We start from the raw sequence: 20,940 nt of genomic DNA on the forward strand, positions 1-20,940 counted from the left end.
CTACGACTTTTCGCAGGACCCGGACGATTTCAATCCACGCACTCACGAGGAGTGCGACTTGAGCATCCACAACCCAGCCGGCATAGAAAGAGTATTTCAATCCACGCACTCACGAGGAGTGCGACGCCGAAACAGCCGCCAAGCTGGCCGGCATCGTGTCATTTCAATCCACGCACTCACGAGGAGTGCGACATTATCGATCCAGTGAATCCAGATGTAATCCCCATCATTTCAATCCACGCACTCACGAGGAGTGCGACCGCGATCCGCTTCTTCCAAAATAACCGCATCCAGATTTCAATCCACGCACTCACGAGGAGTGCGACATCCTCAACCGTTTCGCCAGTCAGATCAGCAATATTTCAATCCACGCACTCACGAGGAGTGCGACGAATTAAGGAGGAAAATAGATGGACGCATTACAAATTTCAATCCACGCACTCACGAGGAGTGCGACGATTTTCCGGACGGCAGTCGGTTCGATCGCGATTGTTATTTCAATCCACGCACTCACGAGGAGTGCGACGATTTGTTCCTGATGGATAGCAAAAAATCCAGACTATTTCAATCCACGCACTCACGAGGAGTGCGACCGGTCATCTTGTCGATCGGGTCGAGGGTTGCCTCATTTCAATCCACGCACTCACGAGGAGTGCGACATGGGATTCGATGATACAGACTTTGATAACGCAATTTCAATCCACGCACTCACGAGGAGTGCGACCGGACGCCGTAACAAGATGCCCGACTATTTCCGATTTCAATCCACGCACTCACGAGGAGTGCGACTGGGAGTATACTTTTCTGTTTTCGTTGGTTTTTTATTTCAATCCACGCACTCACGAGGAGTGCGACAACACGTTTGCGTATTTTTCGACATCGTTAATAGATTTCAATCCACGCACTCACGAGGAGTGCGACTATTCCACTTGGACGTGAACAGCCGCGTGGAGAAATTTCAATCCACGCACTCACGAGGAGTGCGACATGACGTACAAATGTACGACAAAAGTACACCAGAATTTCAATCCACGCACTCACGAGGAGTGCGACTATGGCGGTTGTTTGTTCCAACTGTTGACTCAGTATTTCAATCCACACACTCACGAGGAGTGCGACAATCGTACCTGCCAAAGCGCCCGCGCTCGACTTTTATTTCAATCCACGCACTCACGAGGAGTGCGACCTTGTTCATGAGGCTGTACAGGATGCGTTGCGTATTTCAATCCACGCACTCACGAGGAGTGCGACAAATAGCCGCACGCAAACACGATATCGCAGCGTTATTTCAATCCACGCACTCACGAGGAGTGCGACACCCGCTTGTAGTGCCCGTTCTCTTCCTTCTGGATATTTCAATCCACGCACTCACGAGGAGTGCGACTGAGAGATCAGTGAGGATTGAAGGCGTAGCAAGTATTTCAATCCACGCACTCACGAGGAGTGCGACCAAACCTTCATCAAATATCAACTCACACTTAATTATTTCAATCCACGCACTCACGAGGAGTGCGACGATCTCGTCAACGGACAAATTCAAGTTGATTCCAATTTCAATCCACGCACTCACGAGGAGTGCGACTAGTGATTGTTAAGGGCTTTCAACCACGCGATTAATTTCAATCCACGCACTCACGAGGAGTGCGACGCCTGCCGATCAGTTAGGCGACCAAGAAAAATTATTTCAATCCACGCACTCACGAGGAGTGCGACTTGTCATTGATATTTACCGTTTATATAATGGTAATTTCAATCCACGCACTCACGAGGAGTGCGACGTCAAGTACAGAGGCTGACCGAAAGAGAGAGTACCATTTCAATCCACGCACTCACGAGGAGTGCGACATCGATCCTGCCGACTTCTGGAAATGGGCTGATAAATTTCAATCCACGCACTCACGAGGAGTGCGACCGGTAGCAGGACAGAACTGATCGCGCTATGCGCAATTTCAATCCACGCACTCACGAGGAGTGCGACTGAAAAGTTGAATATCTCCTACAGCATGTACATATTTCAATCCACGCACTCACGAGGAGTGCGACGACGAAGTCAGTGGCAAGGCGTTTGCTCATTCCTATTTCAATCCACGCACTCACGAGGAGTGCGACCAATGTCGCCGTTCTGATAGTCCGTTCCTAGCGTATTTCAATCCACGCACTCACGAGGAGTGCGACGAAAATACAGTAGCGGTTGATATTGATTTAACGATTTCAATCCACGCACTCACGAGGAGTGCGACGCGACGTTTGCGGACGTGATAGGCAAGGTGAGTGTATTTCAATCCACGCACTCACGAGGAGTGCGACGCGTGCCTTCGCTATCAAGCGACGGGTCAGCCTTATTTCAATCCACGCACTCACGAGGAGTGCGACTATCGGAGCATTCAGCTTCAGCATGACATCGAACGATTTCAATCCACGCACTCACGAGGAGTGCGACTCAGCATGGTAGGCACACCATCCAACTCAGACAAATTTCAATCCACGCACTCACGAGGAGTGCGACGTATTCCAAGGGGAGCTTTGTTGACGTACCAATAATTTCAATCCACGCACTCACGAGGAGTGCGACTGCGTGCTCAGAACGATTGTCACGCTGAATGACGGATTTCAATCCACGCACTCACGAGGAGTGCGACCCGCTCTCTTCGATGACAGGGACCACATCACCAAGATTTCAATCCACGCACTCACGAGGAGTGCGACTTACTGGCGGGTTTCAATACACGCTGACAGGTACTATTTCAATCCACGCACTCACGAGGAGTGCGACGACAACTCGTAAGCATCGGATGGATCATCTAGTTTATTTCAATCCACGCACTCACGAGGAGTGCGACAATCCTAGCATGAAAATAGCTTCAACTATCATTTATTTCAATCCACGCACTCACGAGGAGTGCGACCCGATTCTGCATGTGTCTATATTGGCTATCGTTCATTTCAATCCACGCACTCACGAGGAGTGCGACTACTCATTAAAGCTTTTATCTTTCATTTGTTTATATTTCAATCCACGCACTCACGAGGAGTGCGACCTAACGTCAATGTAGGCACGCAACATTTTAAAGCATTTCAATCCACGCACTCACGAGGAGTGCGACTAAACTGACAAACAACATTTATTGGAGAGGTGTAATTTCAATCCACGCACTCACGAGGAGTGCGACTTTAATCGGCATCCTGATTGGCGTTATCGCTATGATTTCAATCCACGCACTCACGAGGAGTGCGACGGCCGCTTCGAAAGGTCCGTTATAGCCGGACTGTATTTCAATCCACGCACTCACGAGGAGTGCGACCCACTCTTATATCTGACGCCGATGTAGTAAAGCTATTTCAATCCACGCACTCACGAGGAGTGCGACCGGCATTGATACCGTTTAAATGTGCAGATGCTCTATTTCAATCCACGCACTCACGAGGAGTGCGACGCACTGTGGTGACGGAGAAGGCGCGTATGGCATCACGGTATATTTCAATCCACGCACTCACGAGGAGTGCGACGATTATACCATTGACGACGAAACGAAACAATTTAATTTCAATCCACGCACTCACGAGGAGTGCGACAAGCGCAATTATCGCTAAGTGTCGCAGCAGCGAGAATTTCAATCCACGCACTCACGAGGAGTGCGACTGTTTGCCGGGAAGTCGTTCGTTGACAAGGGTATATTTCAATCCACGCACTCACGAGGAGTGCGACATAAAGAGTTAGTGGATATGGAATTGCAGTATACGATTTCAATCCACGCACTCACGAGGAGTGCGACCTCGACACAACGCTATCAGCCATACGACAAAGAGATTTCAATCCACGCACTCACGAGGAGTGCGACAAGCGATGGCTCGATTAAGGGTGTGGGAACACGAATTTCAATCCACGCACTCACGAGGAGTGCGACGGATCCCGCCAATTACGATGCAACTATCGGAGTGATTTCAATCCACGCACTCACGAGGAGTGCGACGCTCTCGTTGATGGTGTCCTATCCATGTTGCCGATTTCAATCCACGCACTCACGAGGAGTGCGACCTGCTTGTAACGTGTCCGTCCGGTTTCGTCGATATTTCAATCCACGCACTCACGAGGAGTGCGACTGACGCTGATGGAATTGGAGGAAGCCAAATGAATATTTCAATCCACGCACTCACGAGGAGTGCGACAACTGTCAGGCTTGCAAGCTGACAAAGCTGCACCTATTTCAATCCACGCACTCACGAGGAGTGCGACATTCACACGCGCTGTCAGCCCGCCGTCCATGATGATTTCAATCCACGCACTCACGAGGAGTGCGACATTTGATTCCGAAGAACGATAGTACATTGTCTTTATTTCAATCCACGCACTCACGAGGAGTGCGACATTTCTTCCTGCACATTACGCGGCAGGTTCGGAGTATTTCAATCCACGCACTCACGAGGAGTGCGACCACTTCCTGAATCGTGTTGCGCACGCTCTTGGAATTTCAATCCACGCACTCACGAGGAGTGCGACCCTCGCCCAATCGCTTCTGGATGCGAACTTCAGCATTTCAATCCACGCACTCACGAGGAGTGCGACAAACGTCGCTATTTTATCCATACCCGTAACAAGTATTTCAATCCACGCACTCACGAGGAGTGCGACTTTAGTTATTCAGTTGATAATAATTACAGTTTGAATTTCAATCCACGCACTCACGAGGAGTGCGACTGAAGCACTCGACAACTTCATATGTTTGCTCTCATTTCAATCCACGCACTCACGAGGAGTGCGACAACTGCCGGACAAGGTGGCCATGTAATTATCCAAATTTCAATCCACGCACTCACGAGGAGTGCGACGTGCCGTGATTGTTTCCCATGCCTGGGCTTCATACTGATTTCAATCCACGCACTCACGAGGAGTGCGACTCTACAACATTAAGATACATCGTTGTCAGTGAGATTTCAATCCACGCACTCACGAGGAGTGCGACTTGCTTAGGCGTTCGAATCTTGGCCGTTGGATCTATTTCAATCCACGCACTCACGAGGAGTGCGACATGACATTCTAGGAGGTTCATCATGACTGAAACAATTTCAATCCACGCACTCACGAGGAGTGCGACTCTTCCAATCCTTGATGACTACCACGCCGCTTTCATTTCAATCCACGCACTCACGAGGAGTGCGACCAATCCCGAAAATGGTTGCTGACCATAAACAATCCATTTCAATCCACGCACTCACGAGGAGTGCGACTCAGATAGCAACGTCGAGTTATCCACGGCACTAGATTTCAATCCACGCACTCACGAGGAGTGCGACTTTGAAAAGTTTGATTTTTTCAAGCGTGATGATTTATTTCAATCCACGCACTCACGAGGAGTGCGACCGGATGGCTTCAATGCTAAATCCTGAGACAAGTAAATTTCAATCCACGCACTCACGAGGAGTGCGACAAGTCGCTCTTCTGCTAATTTATCGATATTGAAATTTCAATCCACGCACTCACGAGGAGTGCGACCGTTTCTAACCCTTTATCCACCATCGCATAGATAATTTCAATCCACGCACTCACGAGGAGTGCGACTAACAACGTCGGTATCCGTGATTTTAAGGTTAAGATTTCAATCCACGCACTCACGAGGAGTGCGACTCCAATACATTTCACTGTTATCGGCAATCGCTATGAATTTCAATCCACGCACTCACGAGGAGTGCGACTGCGAATTATAGCGATAATCAATGAATTTATGTATAAACCAACAGATAAACTCACTATAACTCGTTTTTACAATAAACTTTAAACTAATCACGACAATTATATTATATTTTCGAGGTGCGAAGCTTCTAGTACTTTTATGTTCACTTCAGGTTCGCACTAGAAGAATAATACATCCTCCAGATTCATAGCTTTTTTTGTTCCGAAGTGTTCAACTTTATTTTTGTAGTTATTACCGATGATATACACTCTTAAACTATCCTCATTCGTATCAATAATATCCAACAACTTTATTTTTAATTCGGTAAGTTGTGTATTATCCACAATACACTCAAATACAGAATTTTGTACCCTTTGCCCATAATTTTGGCAAGTTTTTGCTACCTTGCGCAATCTAGACCTACCTGCTTTATCCGTTACGCTGACATCATAGGTTATCAATGCTAAAATAACACTTCACCTACTTCCATAGAAACGGTGGATATTGATCCAAATCTCCTCTTAAAGACCGTGCAAGCAACAGACTTTGAGAATATGGAGCTAATCCCCAGGTTATTTTTTCATCCAAAAATGGGTGTGTAATGGGTTCCTGTTTTTTACTCTGCCAAGCTGATATAAATTTCTTTCTGCCCTCATCGGTCATAATCACAGAGCCATTTTCTTTTTGGATAAAATCTTTTTCATTAATGACTTTCAAATTAATTAAAGAAATTACAAACCTGTCTGCCATGATTCCGCGAAATTCTTCCATCAAGTCCAAAGCTAGCGATGCTCTGCCTGGTCTGTCACGATGAAAAAAACCAACATATGCATCTAACCCTACCTGCTCCAGAGCTCCGGCAATATCAATCGACAGTAATGTATACGCGAATGATAACATGGCGTTTACATTATCGAGTGGAGGCCTTCTGTTTCTTCCATGAAAATAAAAATGCTCTTTCTGTTGCAAAATCATTTCGTCAAACACACGGTTATAACTGACTGCAGCTTGCCCTTCCAAGCCCCTCAATGATTCAAAGTTATCGCAGACCTTTATTTCTTTCAACAAAACAGCAAGCTGTTGCGAAGCATTTTTGAAAGATTTTATGTCTACTGACAAAGGGTGATCTCTAGTTGCTCGTTCCAGTATCCACTTATGATTATAGACTTTCCCGATAATAAAGTTTCGAGCGATTTTCACTGATTCACTCTCATTTTCGGAAATTTGGTACTGTTTTTTTCGAAGAGTTACATTTCCCCTTGAAGGACCGATTACCCTTGCCATAAATTTCCCACTCTGTCTCATGAAAGTCAAGGATACATTATGCTCTACACAGTATCTCATCAAGGCTGGACTCGCACCTGTATAGCCAAATGTAACGATAGATTCAATATTATGCATAGGGATTCTACCGATTCTCTTGTCATTATTCAACACTACAAGATTATCGCCATCCAAAGAAAGATAGGAATCTGGTGTGGTCACGTAAATTGTATTAAGTAATTTCTTCAAAACCAAGCCTCCTTTCCAAATAGGAACTGACTGATTCCTTATTCATTAGCTTAGGTAGGCAAATATCTTTTAATGAGCATCGCTCACAGTGTGGGCCTGTTTTCACTCTTGGGGTATGTCTTTTTAAGTACAAATCATGCATCTCAGCAAACATTTTCCTTACTCTATCACGTAACTCCGGGGTAATTTGTATCTCAGATCTTCGTTTGGTTTCATTATAGAATAGATATCCTCCATCAATCGAACATAAAAGCATTTCCTCTAGACAAAGGGCTTGAGCAACCATTTGCAGAATATCCGCATCATTTTCTTTGGGTTTTCCGTGTTTATATTCAATCGGAATTGGCAGATAGAGCCCCTTCTCACCATGTATGGATACGCCATTTTCATTCTGAATAAATTCAACAACATCACAAATACCTGATGTGCCTAAACTATAGGATTTTACCGGCATTCCGCGAATGATGAGTTTGTCTTTTCTTTTTTCTCTGATGAAGGGCTCATCAGCCTTTTTATGAAGATTTTGCCCTTCAATCGTCAATTCGTTTTCTTCCCATTGCTGTTCGATATGAATCAATGCCCACTGTCGTTTACAAAATACAAAATGTTGAATTCCTGATAATAAAAGAAAGTCATCTTCATCATAAACCATCCAGAATCTCCACATTCAAATTATCTAACGAGGCAAGTTCTACAGCATAATCTTCAAAAGAAGACGGGTGCTCGGTTTTCTTTTCAAGCGATAGCAAGCGATGCACTTTTGCTGAAGAATATTGCCCTAGCTTGGACGTATGATCCCACCAGTAGACTTTATTCACCTCCATGCTGCCATCGGGTCTCGCCGAGGATACATCGTTAGCAAATAACGTTTGAAGCGCCATTTTGATTTTCTCAGCATCTTCGTTTGTAAACCCAGTTTTTTCAGCTAACTGGGTATTGATACTACCTTTCAATACATAAACACCGAATTCTACAAAATGCTTCATCCCCATTGTGTCCGACCCTTTTGTATCTGAAGTTGTAGAATTAACGCTTTTTGTGATCTGCATGCTTGTCACATCTACCGGATCTACGCTGACGGCAGTCTGTATCGAAACTGGCCCTCTTACGCCAACTGAAAGTTCAGAGCCTTTGAATGCAAACACTTGACCAAAACTTCTGACATCTGCCCATTCAGAGCAAGCAACCGATGCAAACTCGTCCGACGTTATTTTAGATTTTTTATCACCTAGTGCCTTCTTCAATGTTTCATTAGAGTCCGCGCGATCCCTGAGAGATTGGAAACCATCATCTGTTCGATCTTGCGATTGTACGAAAATTGAATCTCCCATATCTTGAAGTCTATTGCGTATTTTTCTTTTAATGCATACATCTGACATTTCGCCTTTTCCATCATAGTTTTGTCTTGGACGATTACCATTCAAGGGATCTCCGTTAGGATTGGCCTTTGTCACCGAAATGATTGCTGCGAAATCAATTTTGTGATCTAATACTGACATGTTTGTTTCCTCCTTTTTATTTATGCTTTTACTTAGAAAAATGCGACACGGATCGCCGCGACAACGAACGTGTTTGTTTCCTCCTTTTTATTTATGCTTTTACTTATTCATCGTCTGATGTTGTTTCAGTTAAAATCTTAACTTTCTGTTTTTTGGTATATAATTCTTGCCGTTGGCTGGAATAACCTAACAAATAGACACTCTTCAATGGTTTATCATTGAAATCTTCAAATTCAATTTTGGAAAGTATCTCATCTATTTGTTTTGTGTAGAAAATTGATTTTTCTCCTAGCCTTGCTTTATACGGCTGAATTGCTTTTTGGATGATTTCCCACGTCCGACTAGGGTGTTGTGAGAACGCACTCATATACCTCTCCGCATTCGTAATTCGTTTTTTCTCGTCGGCCCGTAACGCAGTATTTTCAAGGACATCCGCCACTGCTAATAATCTGCCGAATAAATAGCTCCTATCCTTAATGTTATTATCTAATCCCACACCGTCCGCTCCCTTCTCATTTACCAAAGCACATGCAATGCTTAATACTTTCTCCCATTCCCATCTCTCCATAGCAACCGGATTACTCGCTCTTCTGACACAAGAATCTATTATGTCCTTGGGAATCGTTCTTCCATCAATGATACAAGGAAGCAGTCTTTCCATTACGGACTTGATAACTTTGTTGTTCGATTTCTCGCCATGTGCAGCTACTGCAATATTTTTAATTGATGGAGCACCAAAAAATACTTTCTTTTCTTCACCAATCTGTCTCCAGGTATGGTTGTAATGCCATTGTTTTATCTTGTCCAGATATTCTTCAGCATCTATTCGCCTGTAGTAGATTACTGCCATTCTTCCTGTTGTAGCAGCATCCAATACTAGAATGATTACCTTGGAGTCTGTTTCTAAATCATTTTTATAACCATCAATAGCCTTGGATAATTCAATAGAAAATGACTGTTGAGTTTGGGCATAACCAGCTACTTCCTCGCCCCCTGCCAAAGGATCGACATAATCCAGTTTGTCATTCCCCCACACTAGAACCACTCTTCCATCTATATCTTTTCCTTGCCTATTTATGAGCCATTTCAAAGCATTATGCGCTTTCTGTGAAACTTCGTAACTTATTCCTGCCACTTCTTTGGATGTATTGAATCTGCCCCGAAATGTAAAACCGCTCGTATCATTCCCGGAGATCAGCTTTGCTTTATCTGCAGGATTACGGATTTTATTGGCATGTCTTTCCGTACCTGGCTGCATTTTCCCGGTCACAAAACAGAGATCATCATTTTGCAGCTTCGTGTTGTAAAAATCAATGAAACTCTGTTGTACCTCCGGATCCATCCATATTTTTTTACTGACTTTATCCGGATAATAAACATCGAATCTAACAAAGGCTGCATCTTGATCCCCGGTAACCACACTAAATATTTCAGGTCTGTCTCCTAGAGAACTGTCCCACTTTGTCCGCAATTTGTGGTTTTCATCTGCCCAAAGTTTTTTATCTTTTACCAGATCAGTAATCAGCTCTCCTTTAGACAGATACTTGTATATACTGTCTATCTTTGAGGTCACAAATGGCGACTCGCTCCATTCTTGTAGTTGCTTGATGTACACGGAATAATCATTTACTTTTTTAGGGTCTCCACCGAACGAATTATAGTCGCCTGCCACATAACTCAACTTGTCATGCAAAGGATATGGGGCTGTTTTTGCACCCGCACGACTGGAAGACTCTTCAGTGGTAGGGATAACTGTAATCGCATCGTCTTTAGGGATTACTGAAGCTGAGTGAAAGTTTCCATCTTCTGTTACGAGAACTTCTATGTGTGCAGATTGAGTGGTATGAGAAATGGGAAGTAGCATAAATGATTGTCCATTCCTTTTCTGTTCAGTTATCCCTACATAGTCCTCATTGTTTTCGTAGGTTTCATATAAATCCAATAGCCAACTCATTGATTTCTCCTTTCTTTATAGATCTAGATCCATCTCAAAATTTACATTTGATTCATCGAATTGCTTCGCCTTCATCTTCTTGATAGTCCTGATATTCTTACAGTCTTCCGGCCTAGTAAATTTGATAACACCATTCTCCATCACCGGATTCCATAATCGAACTTCCAACAGATCTTTACCCGTTTCATCGGGATAATTAAACCCGTGGACCATTGTCCCGAAATGCATTTCTTCAGCTTCGTCATAATAGCCCTTATCTTCACCAAATTTTACTGGTTCAACGTAGGCCTGACACTCTCTTGTGCCCAAGAAGATATCCCTTCTCCCTCCTATTTCGATTGATCTTTTAAGGATATTATGGTGTTTGTGTTCATTACGATCAGAAATCAAATCCGGACGATACGGATTGAATTCAAAGTGTGCCTTCACTTCATACTTAACATCCCGAAGATAGGTATAGTTTGCAAGTGTATTTCCACCTCCATAATTGATAGGCCTCATCCCTTTTGATTCCATTCTTATTGGATTCATTATCCTGATTTCATCGATATAGTACATGATGGTAGGTTTCCAGTAAACGCTTTCAATTATACCTTTAAGCGATTGGTACGTTGGCAACTGGTAGGATAATTTTTCCCCGCCCATCCTAGTCAGAGGGTCCGTGAACAAAGCATAGGGTCCGTATACAATAAATTCGACGCTGTTTCTCATTTCTACCCTTCTCTCATATTATTTATGTTCATTGTATTACTTTAATTCTTCCAATGCAAATTTATATTATAAAAGATATTACATGAACTTATATTTTTTATATTTTATTCAAATTCAAAAATATGGTATAATCTACCTGTCGCTAAATGCGTGGATTGAAATATGTATTATGTATTATAAGAGATGGGCTTATCTTTTGGATAAGCCTTTTCTTATTGCCTCTAGCATCAGAAACATGAGGAGTTACTTATATTTGTATATCTGGTATAGCACTGTTATTATCAAGATCTATTCCATAGAATTCACTATATGCACTGGGTACAACTGTGTAAATTGAACCGTCATAAAGATAGTGTAAAGCCCTACTTTCGCTCAACTTTTTGAAATCATTCTCGTACACATTCACTGTGTACTGTTGCGCCTTTTTTAACAATGATGCTAGCTTTTCTATACCATACGGCCGATTTAGATCTGCAATTATCTCTTCACCGACTTTATCATATGGTACGATGATGGACTTTGTATTCTGATCTATCACGAAAAATTGTTCCGCTGCATAACTATGTGCAGCTTGCAGTAAGGTTACCTTACTTCTATTCTCTTTTGATTTGCTGATGTATTCGTTCATAAAAGGGCAACTCAGTAAAACATTCACCATTGTTGTATTCATATTTCCACCTATAATTTTAAGTGGATAGTCCAACAACGATTCGATTTCATTATAGTATTTTTCAAAATATAACTTTATGACTTCTGGAGACAACAAATCTACTTTGTTTCCACCTTGCTCATCCGCTAAATCAATCAGTTTTTGCCGGGTAACTTTTTGTCCTTTTTCTATTTCTGATAAGCTACCTAATTTTTCCTCGCCATAATCAATGACGTAGACATTTCCTATTTCCTTTTCTCCGTTTCTGTTGCAACGGCCTGCAGCTTGAGCGATAGAGTCTATCCCCGCAAGAGATCTAATGACACATTCAAAACTAACATCAACACCAGCCTCAATCAATTGAGTACTCACACATATAATTTTTTTTCCATTCTTCAAATCTTCCCTAACCTTTTCCAAAACATCCATCCTGTGTTTTGCACACATTGATGTGCTGAGATGATAGACAGTTGCATCAACATTGGATGTCTCTAGCTCAGCATATAATTCCTTTGCAACTCTTTTTGTATTCAAAATGATGAGTAGGCTCTGATTCATATCCATAATATTTCCTACAAAATATTTCAAATCCTCTCTACTCATCTTACCGTCCTTAACCTTATCGATTATTTCAGTTCTTTTGAAAGCTTTCACCACATCGGGTAAATTCTCTACAATTTCATTTTTCACGTGAATTTTCCGCTTAATAGTTTCTAAACTAGGTTGGGTAGCTGTGCATAGTAAAACTGAGCTATTTCCCATTTTGTCCAAAAAATTTATTGATTCTGTGAATAAAGAGAGGCATTTTGAAGGAACTTTTTGCACCTCGTCAAAAATGATGACGGCATTAGTCAAATTATGTAATCGTCTTGTGTATCTGTTTCCTTTGGCATAAAAGGCGTTCAGGTATTGGACCATAGTGGTAAAAATAATCGGTGCATCCCAGTTGTCTGTTGCCAGCCGAATTTTCTCAGTTTTATTTACCAGCATTTCATCCAATTCTTCAGACAAATCATTCTCAGTTTGTGGGACGAAATCGACATTGGAATGATGCTCAATAATATTTACGTCATCGTCTAGAATTTCTTTAACCAACTTTGCATTCTGATCGATGATAGAAGTATAAGGAATCACATATATGATTCTTTCTTTGTTGTGTTTTAGTGCATGCTTCAGTGCGTATCTTAAACTTGCTAGCGTTTTCCCTCCTCCTGTAGGGATAGAGAGCGAATAGATTCCGCTCTCATTCTCAGAAAACTTCTCGCACTGATCTGACATCTCCATTCGCAGCTGGTTGATTTCAGATTTCGCTTTAGGACTTTGCTGCAGTTCAACCAAATGGTCATTTAATTTTTTTTCGTATAATTGGAACAATTCATGATTACTTATTTTTTGTTCGTTTATTTCATCTTCAAAATGACGGGTATTTGTCCTATCCGCGTCCACTAGCGCACTGAATACAAATGTAGTTAAATAATACAAACTTGTTCGCATTTGAGTTGGTGATTGTGAAATGTACTCGCTTAGTTCGACCACTGCTTTGTTTACATAATTTGAAAACGATTCCTCATCCATTACTTTTTCATAAAAGTAACTGCTAAATTCATCATACTTTGCGTAGACTTCTTTTTTTCCATCCTTGCTCACTCGTTCCAAATATTTTGATTCTAGAGAAGGATTATTGAAGTCTTTTAAAAAACCATGGTGGGAAATGATTGCATTACCTACCAATTCAGCAAGGGTTTTTTCGTTTCTAGAAGAATCTTTCTTATGGAATAATTCATACAAAAACATACCTCCTGCAGTAGAATGATCCACACTACCTCTCTTCGGAGGATTATCTGGATTTTCTGAAGCAGCTTTAATATAATTTGAAAATTCTGGGGTAAATTTTCCTAAATCGTGCAGCACCCCTGCTAAACCTGTAATATGACTCACTTTAGCTTCTTTGCCATACAATTCTGCTAAATTCTTCACTTCTAACAGATGCTGTTCAACTGTCTGAATTTTTTTATCATTCCTTCTAATATGCGCAATTGATTCCAATTTGATAGCCACCAATCTATAGTAGTAGATTTTCTGCTGATTATTTTCTCAATTAGAAATATTTCGAAAGTTCGTTGTTTAATATTTATGCATTAATAATATATTTATTTTCTTATTATTACAAACATTATTTAATTGAAAATTCTATCCAAATCATAGTTTCGGTACTTTCTGCTCGTAATTTCGGTTGTATCCGCATACAAAAATCCCGCTCCAGATAGTGTATTCAACCCTTTTCTAGCAGTTACAGTTGGCATTCGGAAATTTTTTACAACGCTCTCTGCAGTGGTCTACGGATCGGAAAAAGTATACCATCAGATTGTAACTTGCACTGCTTAACCCCATTTGCAGCCAAATCTTCTACTGCTTTCAATTTAAAGAGGAGTTTATCAGTAGCCCAACAACATATTAGATACTCCTCAGATTTATTCTTTCATATCTATCACAAAAGAGCCTCCAAGTATGGACGTAATTTTTTTTCAACCTTAAGGATTTTCGCATACTGCATTAATCTAGAGAGATTCTTATCTTTCCGTTTCATATATTTTTTTAAAGCAATCAATTGTACATCTTTATCCATTTTGTGGCGGGGATTATATATGTCGCAAAACGTTTTTTCAACATCGTACACTCGGATGATATTTCCAGAGGGACTTTGAATCTTACTAATACCGAGATTGTATCGTTCAGGCACAGCATATGAGGGAATAACACCTGATTCAGTGAGACGTTTATTGTTGTATCCCTGCGGAAATGTCATATGATAATCAAAGGGCGTTACATCCGTCAAATCATGCAAAAACAGGGCTGTCTCATAAGAAAATATCCCTTTGTTGAAACGAGTTTGCAGCAATTGAAATTCATCAGTGAATTCGTCAACACGCACATACATACCATGAGCAACTTTTTCGATTTTCCCACTTTTTTTTAAATATCGCTGAAATTGTTCAGGATGGATCCCTTGCGCGGTAAGATCTTTCACTTGAAAAATTCCACTTTGTTCGTTTACGACATCTTTCACTGTCTCCTCAATTTGTTTATCTCCAATTTTTGTTTGTAGTCGCTTTAAATCCGTGCTGTTATTTCTTGTTTTTGATTTCGAATTTCCGTCTTTCATGAACACTACTCCTCGGTGAATTTCATACTATAAATCATACATCTTTATAGTTTTATAATCAAATCATTCCACTCATCATCTACCGCCATTTGCATCTCTTTATTCTGCTCATATCATTTCCCCGTCCCATCTAAAAGTGCTACACTTTAGTTGATATAAAAGCAATCATCAGCTTTAGTTATGTACAGTCCGTATGGGGCATTTACACTATCTGTCAAATCAGAAACACCATCAGGAATGGGGAGAAAAAAGCTATGGATACGATTAAAAACTATGTTGAATCCGTCTTTGCGAATCTGCCAAAGACGCCAGAAGTATTGGACCAAAAGAATGCCATGTTAAATAGCATGCAAAACAAGTACCAACAACTGAAATCAGAAGGCAAAAGCGAGCACGAGGCGATCAGCGCTGCCATAGCGGCTCATGGTAATGTTGATGACTACACAGTTTCGGACATACCCACTGAACCTGCAGAAAATTTCCAAAATGAAGTCTACCTTACTCCCGAACAAGTGGACGAATACATCGATCATCGTCATCACTTCGCCTGGGCGATGGCGACTGGCGTCTTCCTCTGCATTATGGGCCCAGCCAGCCTGTTTCTCGGCCAGTACCTTGCAGGCTATCGGAATGGTCAGGGAGGCCGTACGAGTGACCTGATGGATATACTGACGCTCGTGCCGCTGTTCATCTTTGTCGCAGCCGGAGTCGCCTTGTTTATCCTTTACGGCATGAAGGAGCAGCACTTTGAATTGGAGGAAAAACGGGTCAAACTCGACTCCACAACCTATGCCCGTCTGAAAGCTGATCACAAAGCCTTCCGGCCACGATTGGCCGTCGCTGTCGCGATCGGGGTCGCCCTCTGCATCCTGGCGCCCGTCTCCATGCTGCTTTCCGTAGTCCTGCTCGGTGAGGATAACGGCCTGTCGCTTGTATTTCTATTAAGCTTCATCGCAATCGGCGTCTTCCTGTTTATCTTCTATGGCATCCAGGACGAGACCTACGAGAAACTGCTGTCGATCGGCGAATTTGCGAAGGATAAGGCCGAGAAGAATAAAGTTGTCGGCATCGTAGCGGGTGTCGTCTTCCCGCTGGCAGCGGCCATTTATCTGATTGCCGGCTTCGTCTATTACGCTTGGGCGAGCGCCTGGATCATCTTTCCGATCGTCGGCATCCTCTTCGGCATCTTCGCAACGGTGTACAACGGCTACATGGATTTGAAGAAGAAAAAGTAATTCTGTGGGACAAAAAAGAGAAGGAAACCCGGACCTACCGGCAATTCCCTTCTCTTTTTTTATTATCCAGCTAATGGTGGATTAGACTTACTTTATTTTTCTCTAATTAAGTTTCACGCTCGATCTGTTAACCACCTAATGTAATATCTTGATCTTGGTACCATTGCAATGCTGCATGTACTTGATTGATATTGTAATCTGGCCACATTTCTTCGGCTACATAAAAATCGGAATAAATCGATTGAATCGGCAAAAAGCCGCTTAACCTTCTTCTGCCGCCCCAGCGAATAATTAAATCCATTCGTGAGATATCTGAAGAAGCAATTTTTTTGGTAATGTCATCTTTAGGGTTAAAATCTGCTTGTTTTATCCCATAGTTCAAATCCCAATTCCAACCGTAATTTACTAAGAAGTTAATCTTAATTAAACCCTTCCCAAATGCAGTTCGTTTAGTGTAAGGCAGTAATTCTTTTGGAAACAGCGGGGAGTCAGTATTTCCAATAACAAGTAAATCTGCATCTCTATCTTTCAATTTATTAACTGCATCTACGCAGGCTTTTTGGAATGCTTGTGTTTGTTCCGCTGGGCGTTTGGTATTATCTACTGTGAAACCATAAAAGGTCATTTCCTCAATGCCTAACTCTAAACAAAGATGGTACAGTTCCAAACCAGGTTCTATACCAAATTTGTAACCTTCTTGTTTCTCAAGTCCATGTTCTTGAGCCCATCGTCTATTGCCATCTGGAATAATCCCAATGTGCTTAGGTAAACGTTTAAATGTTGCCATTTGATTCCCCCCCTTTAAGTTATCTCCTTATTATTGTAACTGAATTCTTGCTAAATAAGCAATCATATACCCGAATAATTCATACAATGTCAAATATCTATTACTAACCCTACTTCTAGGGCGTCCAGAACGAAACGTACGAGAAACTGCTATCGATCGGTGAGTTTGCGAAGGATAAAGCCTCCAAAAATAAACAAAAGAAGAGAAGGAACAATCACCTCCGCGGCTGACTGTTCCTTCTCTTTTTTTGCTATCCAACTAAACCCCGGTGTTCTCATCCATAATCTCAATATTCGTACGGATCAGTTCCTCGATTTTGCCGCTGTCTTCCATTTCGTCCAAAATGTCGTTCACCGCATCCAGAAAATCTTCGCTTTCTTTCGCGACGGCGATGGCTGATTCATTCGGCGTGCTGGCGACGTCGAAGTCGGCGATTTCAAGGCCTTCGTTCTCCTCGACGTATCGCCTCGCAACAGTCTCCACCATCAATACGGCATCCGCTTTGCCGGTCACCAAGTACAGGATGGCCGTGTTCCATTTCGGTACGGAATGGATTTCAGCATCCGGAAAGTTCTCCAGCAGATACTCCTCTTGAATCGTCGCTTTCTGCGTCGCCAGTCTGGACTTCTTCAGGTCGTTTTCCGATCGGATATCCTTCGCATCCTCCGACTTGATCACCAGGGCATCCTTTTGAGTATAGTAAATGTCTGTGAAATCAACGCTTTGTTTTCTTTCTTCCGTAGGGTTCATGCCGGCGATGATCATATCGACTTTGCCTGTGGACAATGCCGGAATCAGGCCGTCGAAGTCCATATCTATGACTTCCAGCTCGACCCCCAGTTCATCCGCGATGGCTTGGGCGATATCGATGTCGAAACCGATGATTTTGTCTTCTCCGCCCTGCACAAGATGCCACTCATACGGGGGATAATCCGCACAAGTTCCGACGACCAATTTGCCGCTGTCCTTGATTTCCTGCAGGGCGCTGCTTCCATCCGTCGCAGCGTTGTCGGCTGTCCCGCTTGTGTTTCCGCATGCCGCCAAAGCCAGGAGGCTCATCGTTCCCAAAACCATTTTCATAAACCCTTTTTTCAATCGTGATTCCTCCGCATTCATTGATTGTCTCAAAAAAAGGATGCCCTTTTCAGAGCACCCTTGCACTTTTATTGGTATGTTACTTTTTTATTCTGCTGTGTTGTCTGTTACGATTTGATCGTTAAGTTGGTATAACTCTTCGATTTTGCCGCTTTCTTTCATTTCATTTACGATATTGTTGACTGTTTCCAGGAAGTCGCCTCCATTTTTCGCAACTGCGATAGCTGCTGCATTTGGCGTGCTGTTGATATCAAAGTTAGCAACCATCAAGTCATCATTTTGTGCAATGAATTGCTTAGCAACGGTATCCACCATCATGACAGCATCAACTTTTCCTGTCGTCAAGGACATGATTGCTGTGTTCCATTTCGGTACGGATTGGATTTCAGCATCTGGGAAAGTTTCCAGTAGATACGTTTCTTGGACAGTCGCTTTTTGAGTTGCCAATGCAGCTGTCTTCAAACTGTCTTCTGAAGTGAACTTATCCGCATCTTCTTTTCTGATCACGACAATGTCTGTTTGCGTATAGTAGACATCCGTGAAATCAACGCTTTGTTTTCTTTCTTCAGTGGCGTTCATTCCAGCGATGATTATATCGATTTTACCGGTCGTCAACGCTGGGATCAGTCCATCGAAGTCCATGTCTTTGACTTCCAACTCAACGCCTAATTCATCAGCGATTGCTTGTGCGATATCGATGTCGAATCCGATGATTTCATCTTTTCCATCTTTAATCAGGTGCCATTCGTATGGAGGATAATCCGCTGATGTCCCCATCACCAATTTGCCGCTGTCCTTGATTTCCTGCAATTTATCAGTCGTTGTTGTAGCTGCTGAATCTGTAGCGGAGCTGTCCGCTGTCTCGCTTGTATTGCCGCATGCCGCCAAAGCAAGAATGCTCATTGCACCCAAAGCTAATTTCAATAATCCTTTTTTCATCTTAACCCCTCCAAATTTCTTTTTTTATTTTATAGGACTTTCGATAAGAAATCCTTTGTCCGCTCACTTTTCGGATGATTGAAAATCTCATCCGGTGTTCCTTGTTCCATCACTTGGCCGTCATCCATGAAAAGGATGCGGTCGCCGACTTCTTTTGCGAAGCCCATTTCATGGGTTACGACTACCATCGTCATGCCTTCCAACGCAAGGTCCTTCATTACCTGCAACACTTCGCCGACCATTTCCGGGTCAAGCGCGGATGTTGGTTCATCGAACAGCATCATATCCGGTTCCATTGCCAAAGCTCGTGCGATTGCGATCCTTTGTTTCTGTCCGCCCGATAAGGATTGTGGATAGACATCAGCTTTCTCGGACATGCCCATGCGCGTCAACAATTTTCTGGCGATCGCTTCAGCTTTGTCTTTCGGTACTTTCTTGACTTGCTGCGGTCCGATCATGATGTTATCCAGTACCGTCAGATGCGGAAAAAGATTGAAGCTCTGGAAAACCATGCCCATTTTTGTGCGGATGGAGTCGATATTCACACCTTTTTTATTGATTTCCTGGCCTTCAAAAATCACTTTACCGGATGTTGGTTCCTCAAGCAAGTTCATGCAACGCAGAAACGTACTTTTCCCCGATCCGGACGGGCCGATGATAACGACCACTTCACCCGAGTTGATTTGTTCATCTATGCCTTTCAGTACTTGCTTGTCACCGAAAGATTTCGTAAGTTGTTCTGTTTTAATCACTTTGTTTCAACCTCTTTTCTAGAATGTCCACTAATTTAGAGACGATTGATGTCATGATGAAGTACATCACGGCAGCGACCACTAGGGGGCCGAATGGCAAGAAGGTCGCACCGCGGACCGTATTTGCGGCGAACATCAAGTCGCGCAAGCCCAACACGGAAACGATCGATGTTTCTTTGATCAGCGTAACGAATTCGTTACCCAAAGCCGGAAGGATATTCTTGATGGCTTGTGGATAAATGATTTTTTGCATCGCCATTGATTTGCTCATCCCGATCGAGCGGGCGGCTTCCATTTGGCCTTTGTCGACCGCTTGGATACCGGAACGGATGATTTCGGCGATGTAGGCTGCAGAGTTCAATGATACAGCGATGACGCCGGACAGGAAGTCAGGCAATTCGATATTGATGACGTACAGGCCGTAATAAATGATGAATAATTGCACCAACAATGGTGTACCCCGCACAATTTGGATGTACCCATTCGCTAATATGCTGAGGAACTTGTTGGGCGACATTTTCATCAATGCCAATCCCGTCCCCAAGATGACGCCCAGTACGATCGAGCTGATCGAAAGGCCAATCGTATAACCTGCGCCTTGGAAATAAATCGGCATATAGGTCTCAAAGAAAGTTGAATCCATTTGTATATAATCCCCTTTTTTATGTTTTTGCTGGTGTTGCTCTGGGTACTAAAAAACCGCCCCTTGTATTGCTACAAGAGACGGGTCAATGTTTGATTCCGCGGTACCACTCTAGTTGATCTGCTGTGAAACAACAAATCCACCTCGATTAAATTAACGCATAAATTGCGTAAAAGGCTACTGAACGTTCACCTTTTCGTCATCCGAAGTGCGCTTCAATCTGATATTTTACTGCTGGGCTTCCACTCTGTCCCGGCTCGCTGGAGAAAATATTCAAATCTACTCTCTTCATCACTGACTTTGTTTTATTCAGTTGTGGTATGAAATCATAA

14 protein-coding genes, 1 CRISPR repeat array and 1 other annotated feature (1 of these 16 only partly in view) are annotated in these 20,940 nt (G+C 42.7%); of the genes, 1 reads left to right on the forward strand and 13 read right to left on the reverse strand.

The annotated features are described in order from the left end of the window. Positions 1-5,691: a CRISPR direct-repeat array (repeat unit 32 nt; unit sequence ATTTCAATCCACGCACTCACGAGGAGTGCGAC); it begins 241 nt to the left of the window's first position. Positions 5,692-5,848: 157 nt separating this feature from the next. The 8 genes from cas2 to C7R73_RS01910 all read right to left on the reverse strand — a co-directional run bounded on the left by cas2 (position 5,849) and on the right by C7R73_RS01910 (position 15,157). Continuing rightward, positions 5,849-6,130, reverse strand: coding sequence for a CRISPR-associated endonuclease Cas2 (cas2, locus tag C7R73_RS01875; protein WP_338064707.1), 282 nt, complete (start codon positions 6,128-6,130; stop codon positions 5,849-5,851). A gap of 19 nt (positions 6,131-6,149) precedes the next feature. Next, positions 6,150-7,181, reverse strand: coding sequence for a type I-C CRISPR-associated endonuclease Cas1c (cas1c, locus tag C7R73_RS01880; RefSeq protein WP_106448879.1), 1,032 nt, complete (start codon positions 7,179-7,181; stop codon positions 6,150-6,152). Next, positions 7,165-7,833: a CRISPR-associated protein Cas4 gene (cas4, locus tag C7R73_RS01885; protein WP_106448880.1), complete on the reverse strand. Its 669-nt coding sequence runs from the start codon at positions 7,831-7,833 to the stop codon at positions 7,165-7,167. The genes cas1c and cas4 overlap by 17 nt, the downstream gene beginning before the upstream one ends. Next, on the reverse strand, positions 7,823-8,680 hold the full coding sequence (gene cas7c / locus C7R73_RS01890; RefSeq protein ID WP_106448881.1) for a type I-C CRISPR-associated protein Cas7/Csd2: 858 nt from the start codon (positions 8,678-8,680) through the stop codon (positions 7,823-7,825). The genes cas4 and cas7c overlap by 11 nt, the downstream gene beginning before the upstream one ends. A 103-nt stretch (positions 8,681-8,783) precedes the next feature. Next, positions 8,784-10,634: a type I-C CRISPR-associated protein Cas8c/Csd1 gene (gene cas8c, locus C7R73_RS01895; RefSeq protein WP_106448882.1), complete on the reverse strand. Its 1,851-nt coding sequence runs from the start codon at positions 10,632-10,634 to the stop codon at positions 8,784-8,786. A gap of 15 nt (positions 10,635-10,649) precedes the next feature. Further along, positions 10,650-11,345, reverse strand: a complete 696-nt coding sequence (gene cas5c, locus C7R73_RS01900) for a type I-C CRISPR-associated protein Cas5c (protein WP_106448883.1) — start codon at positions 11,343-11,345, stop codon at positions 10,650-10,652. 247 nt (positions 11,346-11,592) lie between these two features. Beyond that, positions 11,593-14,040: a CRISPR-associated helicase/endonuclease Cas3 gene (locus tag C7R73_RS01905; RefSeq protein ID WP_106448884.1), complete on the reverse strand. Its 2,448-nt coding sequence runs from the start codon at positions 14,038-14,040 to the stop codon at positions 11,593-11,595. 442 nt (positions 14,041-14,482) lie between these two features. Then, a complete protein-coding gene (locus C7R73_RS01910; RefSeq protein ID WP_106448885.1) occupies positions 14,483-15,157 on the reverse strand; it encodes a type IV toxin-antitoxin system AbiEi family antitoxin domain-containing protein in 675 nt (224 codons plus the stop codon). A 254-nt stretch (positions 15,158-15,411) separates the two neighbouring features. Here C7R73_RS01910 and C7R73_RS01915 point away from each other — a divergent pair, with 254 nt between their 5' ends. After that, positions 15,412-16,392, forward strand: coding sequence for a hypothetical protein (locus C7R73_RS01915; protein ID WP_106448886.1), 981 nt, complete (start codon positions 15,412-15,414; stop codon positions 16,390-16,392). 127 nt (positions 16,393-16,519) lie between these two features. Here C7R73_RS01915 and C7R73_RS01920 read toward each other — a convergent pair whose 3' ends face one another. The 5 genes from C7R73_RS01920 to C7R73_RS01940 all read right to left on the reverse strand — a co-directional run bounded on the left by C7R73_RS01920 (position 16,520) and on the right by C7R73_RS01940 (position 20,608). Further along, on the reverse strand, positions 16,520-17,179 hold the full coding sequence (locus tag C7R73_RS01920) for an undecaprenyl diphosphate synthase family protein (protein ID WP_106448887.1): 660 nt from the start codon (positions 17,177-17,179) through the stop codon (positions 16,520-16,522). Positions 17,180-17,437: 258 nt separating this feature from the next. Then, complete coding sequence (locus C7R73_RS01925) at positions 17,438-18,274, reverse strand: transporter substrate-binding domain-containing protein (protein WP_161525844.1); 837 nt, start codon at positions 18,272-18,274, stop codon at positions 17,438-17,440. 87 nt (positions 18,275-18,361) lie between these two features. Beyond that, the gene (locus C7R73_RS01930; RefSeq protein WP_106448889.1) at positions 18,362-19,213 is read right to left on the reverse strand and encodes a transporter substrate-binding domain-containing protein; all 852 of its coding nucleotides are present in this window, start codon (positions 19,211-19,213) and stop codon (positions 18,362-18,364) included. A gap of 29 nt (positions 19,214-19,242) precedes the next feature. Continuing rightward, positions 19,243-19,965, reverse strand: a complete 723-nt coding sequence (locus C7R73_RS01935) for an amino acid ABC transporter ATP-binding protein (RefSeq protein ID WP_106448890.1) — start codon at positions 19,963-19,965, stop codon at positions 19,243-19,245. Beyond that, positions 19,958-20,608 (reverse strand): amino acid ABC transporter permease, encoded by a 651-nt coding sequence (locus C7R73_RS01940; protein WP_106448891.1) that lies wholly within the window; start codon positions 20,606-20,608, stop codon positions 19,958-19,960. The genes C7R73_RS01935 and C7R73_RS01940 overlap by 8 nt, the downstream gene beginning before the upstream one ends. Positions 20,609-20,681: 73 nt before the next feature. Further along, positions 20,682-20,912: a binding site (T-box leader), on the reverse strand. Positions 20,913-20,940: the final 28 nt, after the last annotated feature.

Source organism: Trichococcus alkaliphilus, assembly GCF_003008695.1.
GTDB lineage: Bacteria > Bacillota > Bacilli > Lactobacillales > Aerococcaceae > Trichococcus > Trichococcus alkaliphilus.

What these genes read in the sequence shown, in the direction of transcription:
- cas4 (WP_106448880.1), bottom strand. Translation starts at nt 7,833, where the DNA reads ATGGTTTATGATGAAGATGACTTTCTTTTATTATCAGGAATTCAACAT.
- cas7c (WP_106448881.1), bottom strand. Translation starts at nt 8,680, where the DNA reads ATGTCAGTATTAGATCACAAAATTGATTTCGCAGCAATCATTTCGGTG.
- cas8c (WP_106448882.1), bottom strand. Translation starts at nt 10,634, where the DNA reads ATGAGTTGGCTATTGGATTTATATGAAACCTACGAAAACAATGAGGAC.
- cas5c (WP_106448883.1), bottom strand. Translation starts at nt 11,345, where the DNA reads ATGAGAAACAGCGTCGAATTTATTGTATACGGACCCTATGCTTTGTTC.
- C7R73_RS01910 (WP_106448885.1), bottom strand. Translation starts at nt 15,157, where the DNA reads ATGAAAGACGGAAATTCGAAATCAAAAACAAGAAATAACAGCACGGAT.
- C7R73_RS01915 (WP_106448886.1), top strand. Translation starts at nt 15,412, where the DNA reads ATGGATACGATTAAAAACTATGTTGAATCCGTCTTTGCGAATCTGCCA.
- C7R73_RS01920 (WP_106448887.1), bottom strand. Translation starts at nt 17,179, where the DNA reads ATGGCAACATTTAAACGTTTACCTAAGCACATTGGGATTATTCCAGAT.
- C7R73_RS01930 (WP_106448889.1), bottom strand. Translation starts at nt 19,213, where the DNA reads ATGAAAAAAGGATTATTGAAATTAGCTTTGGGTGCAATGAGCATTCTT.
- C7R73_RS01940 (WP_106448891.1), bottom strand. Translation starts at nt 20,608, where the DNA reads ATGGATTCAACTTTCTTTGAGACCTATATGCCGATTTATTTCCAAGGC.